This is a genomic window from Nocardioides sp. NPDC057767 (assembly GCF_042798275.1).
In the GTDB taxonomy this organism is placed as follows: domain Bacteria; phylum Actinomycetota; class Actinomycetes; order Propionibacteriales; family Nocardioidaceae; genus Nocardioides.
This window is the reverse complement of record NZ_JBHVKJ010000055.1, coordinates 32,402-40,607: the sequence shown is the minus strand read 5'-3', so window position 1 is coordinate 40,607 and position 8,206 is coordinate 32,402. Positions and strand designations below refer to the sequence as shown.

General features: G+C 68.4%; 8 protein-coding genes and 1 pseudogene. 1 reads left to right on the top strand and 8 read right to left on the bottom strand.

Annotated elements, in window-relative coordinates:
• The 8 genes and pseudogenes from ACFVDI_RS23315 to hemL all read right to left on the bottom strand — a co-directional run.
• Positions 1-250, bottom strand: a pseudogene (locus ACFVDI_RS23315) (1,4-alpha-glucan branching protein); the annotation flags it as partial.
• A 17-nt stretch (positions 251-267) separates the two neighbouring features.
• Positions 268-654, bottom strand: a complete 387-nt coding sequence (locus tag ACFVDI_RS23310; RefSeq protein ID WP_378910987.1) for a DUF4229 domain-containing protein — start codon at positions 652-654, stop codon at positions 268-270.
• Entirely contained in the window at positions 651-1,652 is a 1,002-nt protein-coding gene (ccsB, locus tag ACFVDI_RS23305) for a c-type cytochrome biogenesis protein CcsB (RefSeq protein WP_378910984.1), read from the bottom strand. Before ccsB ends, ACFVDI_RS23310 begins: the two co-directional genes overlap by 4 nt.
• Positions 1,645-3,258, bottom strand: coding sequence for a cytochrome c biogenesis protein ResB (locus ACFVDI_RS23300; protein WP_378910982.1), 1,614 nt, complete (start codon positions 3,256-3,258; stop codon positions 1,645-1,647). Before ACFVDI_RS23300 ends, ccsB begins: the two co-directional genes overlap by 8 nt.
• Positions 3,259-3,266: 8 nt before the next feature.
• Positions 3,267-4,025 (bottom strand): cytochrome c biogenesis CcdA family protein, encoded by a 759-nt coding sequence (locus ACFVDI_RS23295; RefSeq protein WP_378910979.1) that lies wholly within the window; start codon positions 4,023-4,025, stop codon positions 3,267-3,269.
• Positions 4,022-4,582 (bottom strand): TlpA family protein disulfide reductase, encoded by a 561-nt coding sequence (locus ACFVDI_RS23290; RefSeq protein WP_378910989.1) that lies wholly within the window; start codon positions 4,580-4,582, stop codon positions 4,022-4,024. The genes ACFVDI_RS23295 and ACFVDI_RS23290 overlap by 4 nt, the downstream gene beginning before the upstream one ends.
• Positions 4,583-4,623: 41 nt before the next feature.
• Positions 4,624-5,280, bottom strand: a complete 657-nt coding sequence (locus tag ACFVDI_RS23285) for a histidine phosphatase family protein (protein ID WP_378910976.1) — start codon at positions 5,278-5,280, stop codon at positions 4,624-4,626.
• Positions 5,281-5,282: 2 nt separating this feature from the next.
• Positions 5,283-6,647, bottom strand: coding sequence for a glutamate-1-semialdehyde 2,1-aminomutase (gene hemL / locus ACFVDI_RS23280; protein WP_378910974.1), 1,365 nt, complete (start codon positions 6,645-6,647; stop codon positions 5,283-5,285).
• A 274-nt stretch (positions 6,648-6,921) separates the two neighbouring features.
• Here hemL and ACFVDI_RS23275 point away from each other — a divergent pair, with 274 nt between their 5' ends.
• Positions 6,922-8,202, top strand: a complete 1,281-nt coding sequence (locus tag ACFVDI_RS23275; RefSeq protein ID WP_378910971.1) for a lytic transglycosylase domain-containing protein — start codon at positions 6,922-6,924, stop codon at positions 8,200-8,202.
• Positions 8,203-8,206 lie beyond the last annotated feature (4 nt).

Below are 8,206 nucleotides of genomic sequence, written 5' to 3'. Positions count from 1 at the left end.
CGGTGGTCGCCATCAGGAAGTCCTCGGCGCCGTCGAGCGGCGCCTCCCGGTAGGTGACCGGGAGATGGACGACGGACTCGCCGACCTCGAGGAGCACGCACTCGATCCCGACCCTTCCGGCCGGGTCGTCGAACCGGTAGGAGCCGATCGTCCCGGTCAGGTCACCCTCGCACCACGACTGGGTGGCGAGCCAGGCGCCGAAGATCTCTTTCTTCGTCGGGGTGAGTGTGGCCTTGTGAACGATCGACATGACCGTTATCTACCAGGTCAGGAAACCTTGTGGCTATCGCTTTCGCCGTTCGAGGGAGTGTCGGTCTCCGGGCTTCGCCCGGTTACTCCCTCGCTCGGCGCAAGCGGACGAGCAAGCTCGCCGCTTGACCTCGCTCCGGTCGTCTCGGAGTCGATCTCGGCGTCCTCCTTGGCGCGGGCGGCCTCGACCGCCTTCGCGGCCCGGGCCTCGACCTTCTCGGCGAAGGCCCGCCGCTGCGGGTCGAGCACGAAGAAGGAGAGTACGCCGCTGATCACGAACGCCACGATCACCGAGAGGAAGATGTCGACCTCGCCGGCGACGAGCGACCAGATGCCGGCAACGATGCCGAAGGTGGCGGCCAGCGACAGCAGCCGCAGGCCGGTGTAGATCCAGAACTCTTTCATCGTGATGCTCCCTCAGTGAGCTCGACAACAGTCAGGGCCGCCGGGGCTGCGTAGGAATGCTGCGAGGTGGACGAGAAGTAGTTGATGCCGATGAAGTTGAACCACAGCGTGGCCAGGCCGATCAGCGCGACGATCGCGGCCTTTTTGCCCTTCCAGCCGGCGGTCGCACGCGCGTGCAGGTAGCCCGCGTAGACGACCCAGGTGATGAACGCCCAGACCTCCTTGGGGTCCCAGTTCCAGTAGGAGCCCCAGGCCTCGTGCGCCCAGATCGGCCCGGAGATCAGCACCCCGAAGGTCCACACCGGGAACGCGAACGCGTGGATCCGGTAGGAGACCCGGTCGAGCGCGTCCAGCTCGGGCACCCGCGCCAGCAGGGCGGAGTCGGGGAAGCGCGACTTGAGGAGGTAGGCCACCGCAGCGATGCCGCCCAGGGTGAACCCGCCGGTGGCGATGATGGCGGCGATGACGTGGATGACGAGCCAGTAGGAGTTGAGCGCCTCGGTCAGCGGCGCGACCGGCTCGTAGAGCCCGACCACGGCCAGCATCAGCACCACGACGGTGAACCCGAGCACCCACGGCGCCATCCAGGCCAGCTTCAGCCGCCGGTACAGGACGACGTACGCAGCGGCCACCACGAACGAGCCCGAGATCGTGAACTCGTACATGTTGCCCCACGGCACCCGGTTCGGGTCGGCGGCCATCCCGCGGGCGACCAGCGCACCGAAGTGACACACCACCGCGATCGCGGTCAGCAGCAGGCTGAGGCGTCCGAAGAGGGCGGCCCGCTGCTCACGTACGGCATCGGCAGCGTTCGGCTCGGCATCGGCCTCGTCCGCCGGAGCACCGGCACCGACGAGCTCCTTCGCCGCGACCGCGGCCCGGGCGCGCGACTGCCAGGCCGACCACTCGACCAGCGCGCAGAGCAGCGCCAGGAAGTAGACGACCCCGGCGGCCGTGATGGCCTGGTTGCTGAGAACGCCCCAAGTGTGGTCAGACATCCTTCTCCTCCTGTGTTCGCGCGCCTCGAAGTGCCTCGACGAGGTCGGTGACAACGGCAGCGGTGTCCCCGCCGCCGGAGCGGTCGAGGGCGGCGATCTCGACCAGTGTGCCCCCATCGGCTCGGCGGGCGCGAACCCACACTCGCCGCGGACGGATGAAGAGCGACCCGAGCAGACCCACCAGGGCGAGGGAGACACCGAGGAGCGCCCACTCCTTGCCCGGCGACTTCGAGATCTGCACCCGGTTCCACTGCTGCACGTCGTCGAACGAGACCGATCCCAGCCCGTCGGGCAGCTCGACCGTCTCCCCCAGCCGCAGGTTGAACGCCTTGCCGGTCTCGTCGGGCGACATCATGTTGGCCTTGGAGGTGTCGAGCGCGTAGACCGACTGCGGTCCGGCGTCGAGGTTGAGGTCGCCCCGGAAACCCTGCAGCGAGAGCATCGCGTGCGAGCCGTCGCCGATGTCGCCCATCAGGTTGACCGGCTCGCCGTCGACCGTGCCCTCGAACGGGTAGAACAGCCCCTGGAAGCCGAGCTCCTCGGGCGAGGCGTACGGCGCCTTCACGACCCCGAAGGAGAGCAGGTTCTGGCTCTGCGGGAGGAAGATCGTCGGGCCGGAGTAGGCGACGTTGCCCTCGCCGTCGCGCACCGTGATCACCGGCGCGTAGCCGTGGGCGAGCAGGAAGACGTCGGTGCCGCCGATGGTCAGCGGGTGGTTGACCTTCAGGTCGTAGTTCTTCTCCTCGCTCGTGCCCGCCGTGTAGCGGATCTTCGAGTTGAACCCGCGCGCGGTCCCGGCACCCGGGCCCGTGCTCAGCCACTCGGCGTGGAAGTCGTCGATCTTGAAGCTGAAGTCGTCGAGGTCCTCGGGGGCGAAGAGGGAGCCGGGCTTGAAGTCGTCGTACTGCGAGAGCTCGTTGGCGAAGCCGTACTCCTCCCCCACCAGCACGATCACGCCGCCCTTGTAGCCGAACAGGCTTCCGGTCGCGAACGCGACCAGCACGATGATCAGCGACATGTGGAAGACCAGGTTGCCGGCCTCGCGCAGATAGCCCTTCTCGGCCGAGACCGAGTCGCCCGAGCCCTCGATGGTCGAGCTCGTCGAGACCTCCTTGCGCAACCGATATCCCCGAAGCGCCTTCTTGGCCGCGGCGAGCACCTCCTCCGGCTCCTCGTCGGTGACGTACATCGCGGAGTCGGGCAGCCGGGTCAGCTTGGCCGGCGTCGCCGGCGGCTGAGCGCGCATCGCCTTCGCGTAGACCAGGCAGCGCGGGATGATGCAGCCGACGAGCGAGACCATCAGCAGCAGGTAGATGGCCGCGAACCACGGCGTCGAGTAGACGTTGAAGAGGCCGAGCTTCTCGTAGATCGGCGTCAGCGTCGTGTGCGCCTCGCGCCACTGGTCGGCCTTGAGCGAGTCGACGCCATCCTGTGGGATCAGCGACCCCGGGACGGCCGCGAGCGCGAGCAGCAGGAGCAGGATCAGCGCCGTACGCATCGAGGTCAGCTGGCGCCAGCCCCAACGGGCGAGCTCGCGGGCGTTGAGCTCCCCCGGGCGGCGTAGGTGATCTTGTTCCTGCTGGTCAGCAGGGTCTTTGTCGGTCATCGGGGTCCTCACAGCGCGATGCCCTCCCAGCGTTGCACGACCTGGACCTGGAGCCATTGCATGCCGTTGTCCCACCAGCCGGTGAGCATGGCGATCCCGATCAGGATCATCACGACGCCGCCGATGATCGTGATCGCGCGGGTGTGGCGGCGGAACCAGTCCAGCGTGACAGTGGCCCGGCGCCACATCACCGCGACGAGCACGAACGGGATGCCGAGCCCGAGGGCATAGACCGCGAGCAGCAGACCGCCGCGCGCGACGGTGCCTTGGTCGTAGGCGAGGGTGAGGATGACCCCGAGCGTTGGCCCGGTGCACGGGGTCCACGCGAGCCCGAAGAGGAAGCCGAGCAGCGGCGCCGCGGCCAGCCCGACGGCCGGCACCTTGTGGAACTTCACGTCGCGCTGGAGCAGCGGGATGAAGCCCATGAACGCGATCCCCATGATGATCGAGAGCGCACCGAGGATCTTGGTGCCGGTCTCCTGGAACGCGACCAGCTTGAAGGCGATCCCGCCCGCGGCAAGCCCCAACAGCACGAAGACCAAAGAGAATCCGGCCATGAAGAGCAGGGACCCCGCCAGCATCCGGCCGCGGCGTACGTCACCGGAGGCGAGGTCGGCGCCCGACAGACCCGTGGCGTAGGAGAGGTAGCCCGGGAGCATCGGCAGCGTGCACGGCGAGATGAACGAGAGGAACCCGGCCAGCAGCGCGATCGGGACCGCCAGCAGCAGCGACCCGCTCCCGGCGGTGCTCGCGAACCAGTCCGTCACGATCGAGCTCCTGCGGAGGAGATGAGCTCGTCGAGCGTACGTGCCGACGGGATCTCACCGCGGATCAGCGCGGCCACGCGCCCCTCGGTGTCGAGGATCGCGGTGGCCGGGATGGCGCGGGGCGCCAGCGACCCCTTCAGCGCGAGGACGGCGGCGCCGTCGGGCGAGTAGACCGACGGGTACTCGACGCCGTAGTGCCGCTCGAACGCCAGCCCCTGGGCCGCCGAGGCGTCGCGGGTGTTGAGCCCCACGAAGGCGACCTCGTCGCCCAGTTCCTCATAGGCTGCCTGGAGCATCGGCATCTCCTTGCGGCACGGCGCACAGCCGGTCCACCACACGTTGAGCACCGTGACCTTGCCACGCGTGTCGGCGAGGTCGAACGGCTTGCCCTCGAGGGTCTCGCCGGTCAGCTCGACCGGCTCGCCGCGGTCGGCGACCGGGATCTCCTGGGTGCGGCCGTCGCCGGAGATGTAGCCGGCTTCGTTCGTCCCGTTCTGCCCGCACGCGGCCAGCAGCCCCACCATCACCACGGTGAGGACGAGGCCACCTAACTTCATACGCACGCGCAGGACTCTTCCTGACAAACCTGAGAGACCCGTTAATCTTCCGCGTCGCCGGCCGAGAACGGTGCGTACTTGTCCTTCGCCGGCAGCATGTCACCGGCCGGCTCGCTGTAGGAGAGCGCGACGAACTCGTCGTCGACGAAGTGCAGCGAGGTCAGCGAGCACAGCGCACATTGACGACGGCGCGGGTCGTGCAGGAAGCTGCGGCCCTCGATGTGCAGCCGGGTGGTCCAGATCGGCAGCTGGTGGGAGACGATGACCGCCTCGTGCCCCCGGGCCAGGTCGCGGGCGTCGTGGATCGCGGCCATCATCCGGGCCACGATCTCCAGGTAGGGCTCGCCCCACGACGGCTTGAACGGGTTGATCAGCTTCGGCCAGACCTTGGGGTCCTTGAGCGGGCCCTTGCCGTCCTTGAAGCTCTTGCCGACGAAGAGGTTCTCCGACTCGAGCACCCGCTCGTCGAGCGAGATGTCGAGACCGAGCGCCTTCGCCAGCGGCCCGGCGGTCTGCCGGGCGCGCTCGAGCGGGCTGGAGATCACGTGAGTGATGTCCTGCCCACCGATCCGATCGGCGACACGCTCGGCCATCTCCAGGCCGAGCTCGGAGAGGTTGAACCCGGGCCGGCGCCCGTAGAGGATGCCCTCCGGGTTGTGAACCTCACCATGACGCAGCAGGTGAACCGTGGTCTCCATACTCATTCCTCTCCGGTGGTCGAGCTTGTCGAGACCACCCGTGCAGCGACATCAGCAGCGTACGGAAGCGCCTCGATGATCTGGGAGATCGCCCGCTCGTCGTGGGCGGAGGAAAGGAACCACGCCTCATAGGCGCTCGGCGGCAGGTAGACGCCCTGGTCGAGCATGGCATGGAAGAAGGCCTTGTACGCCGCCTCGTCGGTGGTCTTGGCCTCGTCGAAGTTGCGCACCGGCTTGTCGGTGAAGAAGACCGAGAACATCGTGCCGGTGGACTGGATGACGTGCGGGAGACCGGCCTTGGTGAAGCTCTCCTCGATCGCCGCCTTGACGGTCTCCGCGGCCTTCCCGATGTGGTCGTAGACCTCGTCGGTCGCCAGCCGCAGCGTCGTGAGGCCGGCCGTGGTCGCGACCGGGTTACCCGAGAGCGTCCCGGCCTGGTAGACCGGCCCGTCGGGGCTCAGCGAGCCCATCACGTCGGCACGACCGCCGAAGGCCGCCGCCGGGAAGCCGCCGCCCATCACCTTGCCGAAGGTGACCAGATCGGGGGTCCAGCCCTCGTTCTTGCCGTCCAGGCCCCACTGGCCCTGCTTGCTGGCCCGGAACCCGGTCATCACCTCGTCGGAGATGAACAGAGCGCCGTTGGCCTGGCAGGTGGTCGCGAGGAACTCGTTGAACCCCGGTTCCGGCGGAACCACGCCCATGTTGCCCGGCGAGGCCTCGGTGATCAGGCAGGCCACCCGGCCGGCGTACTCCTCGAACGCCGCCGTCACCGCGGCGCGGTCGTTGTAGGGCAGCACGACGGTGAGCTCGGTGCTGCTCTCGGGCACGCCTGGGGTGCCGGGGATGGCGTGGGTGACCAGCCCGGAGCCCGCGCTGGCGAGGAGCGAGTCCACGTGGCCGTGGTAGTTGCCGGCGAACTTCAGGATCACGTCGCGTCCGGTGAACCCTCGTGCCAGCCGGATGGCCGACATCGTCGCCTCGGTGCCGCTGCTGACGAACCGCACCTTCTCGACCGGCGTCCTGCTCACGATCTCCTCCGCGAGCTCGACCTCAGGGGTCGTCGGGGTCCCGTAGGACGTCCCCCGCGTGACGGCCTCCAGGACCGCCGCCTGGACCTCGGGATGGGCGTGGCCCAGCAGCATGGGGCCCCAGGAGCAGATCAGGTCGACGTACTCGTTCCCGTCGACGTCGGTCAGCCACGCCCCCTTCGCCTCCCGGATGAAGCGCGGCGTGCCACCCACCGCGTTGAAGGCGCGCACGGGTGAGTTCACGCCGCCCGGGGTCACGGCCTTCGCGCGGGCGAAGAGCGCTTCGGATGCCGCTGCGGACAGGGGTGAGATGTCGTGAGGCACCGGGTCATTCTTCATCAACCCCTCCACAATCCCCATTCCCGGCCACGTTCGACACGCGCGCTTCCACGGAATCGAGTTACCGATGCGTACGAAAACCCATGTTCGGCGTCATGACCCGCCATAGCCTGCGTCTCATCGGTGCAGCTCATCGGCGTCTCGGTTACTGGAACGCAATGTTCCAGTAAAACGTGACTTGCGTAACTTTGACGTGAGACGGTTCGTTGGGAACGTTGGGATTTGGGGAGCAAGACCCAGGACTTTGTGCCCTGGGGATTGAGAGGGAGATTCGATGTCCACTACGCGCTACAACCGCCTTCAGAAGGCGACCGCGCTCGTCCCGCTCGCGCTGCTGAGCGCGGCCTGGACGGTCAACGTCACCGGGCTGACGCAGTCGAGTGCCACCGCATCAGGGACCAGATACGACGACGCCTTCAGCCTGCCGGACGGCACCTCGGTGCCGGCCGAGGCGATCGAGGCGCCGGCGAGCGTGTCCGCCTCGACCAACCAGGGTGACAAGTCCCTCCCTGGCACGGCCAGCGCCGCCGGCATCCCGTCCGCCGCGCTCGCCGCCTATCAGCGAGCCGCCACGGTCATCAACGCCGCGGACGCCTCCTGCCGGATCGACTGGCCGCTGATCGCCGCGATCGGCCGGGTCGAGTCCAACCACGGCCGCGCCAACAACAACCGGCTCACCGCCGAGGGCGTCTCCACCCCGGGCATCTACGGAGTGCCGCTCAACGGCAAGGGCAACGTCTCCCAGATCACCGACACCGACGGTGGGCAGTACGACGGTGACACCAGCTACGACCGCGCGGTCGGCCCGATGCAGTTCATCCCCTCCACCTGGGCGATGGTCGGGGTCGACGCGGACGGTGACGGCAAGCGCAACCCCCAGGACATCAACGACGCCGCCCTCGCCAGCGCCGTCTACCTCTGCTCCGGCAACGACGACCTCTCCACCGACCAGGGTGCGCGAGCCGCGGTCTTCCGCTACAACCACAGCCAGACGTACGTCACGACGGTGCTCGGTATCGCCGAGGCCTACCGTTCCGGTGAGTTCACCTCGATCCCGAACAGCACGGTCCCGGTCGACTACGCCATCCCGCGGATGGAGGCTCCCAAGTCGTCGAAGCAGAAGGGCCGAGAGCTCCGGGCAGGCGGCCAGCAGGCCGGCCCGCGCGGCGGCTCCTCGCAGTCTCCGTCCGGCCCGTCCAGCGAGGCTCCGTCCGGCGGCGAGACTCCTGGTGGGAGCACGGGTGGTGGCACCGGTGGTGGCACCGGCGGCGATGGCGGCAGCACCGGCGGGTCGGCGGAGGCGGTGACCGAGCCGCTGACGGACACCGTCGAGACGGTCGTCGCGACGCCCAGCCAGATTCTCGGCGCATGCCAGCGGGAGCTGGCGAAGTACCCGCTCCTGAGCGCGAACCAGTCGGGCCAGGCGTTGACCCAGTGCGTGAACGCGATGGCCGGCAAGACGCTGGAGCAGGTCAACGCAACCGTGAGCAACGTCCTCACGCTGATCCTCAAGGGCATTCTCGGCAGCCTGTTCGGTGCGCTCACCGGCAACTGATCCG